Source organism: Streptomyces sp. NRRL F-2664, assembly GCF_000719345.1.
Taxonomy (GTDB): domain Bacteria; phylum Actinomycetota; class Actinomycetes; order Streptomycetales; family Streptomycetaceae; genus Streptomyces.
Genome location: NZ_JOFX01000581.1, coordinates 1 through 243 on the forward strand (window position 1 = coordinate 1; position 243 = coordinate 243).

Genomic DNA, 243 nt, shown 5'->3' on the forward strand with positions numbered 1-243 from the left:
TAGGCCAGATGTGGAAGCCCGGTAACGGGTGGAGCTGACTGGTACTAATAGGCCGAGGGCTTGTCCTCAGTTGCTCGCGTCCACTGTGTTAGTTCTGAAATAACGAACGGCTGTGAAAACACCAGCATGTTCTAATTTCATAGTGTTTCGGTGGTCATAGCGTTAGGGAAACGCCCGGTTACATTCCGAACCCGGAAGCTAAGCCTTTCAGCGCCGATGGTACTGCAGGGGGGACCCTGTGGG

At 53.9% G+C, this 243-nt stretch carries 1 rRNA gene; it reads left to right on the forward strand.

Features of this window, described 5'->3' with window-relative positions:
- Window positions 1–146: 146 nt before the first annotated feature.
- Window positions 147–243 (forward strand): 5S ribosomal RNA (gene rrf / locus IF89_RS41415); the annotation flags it as partial.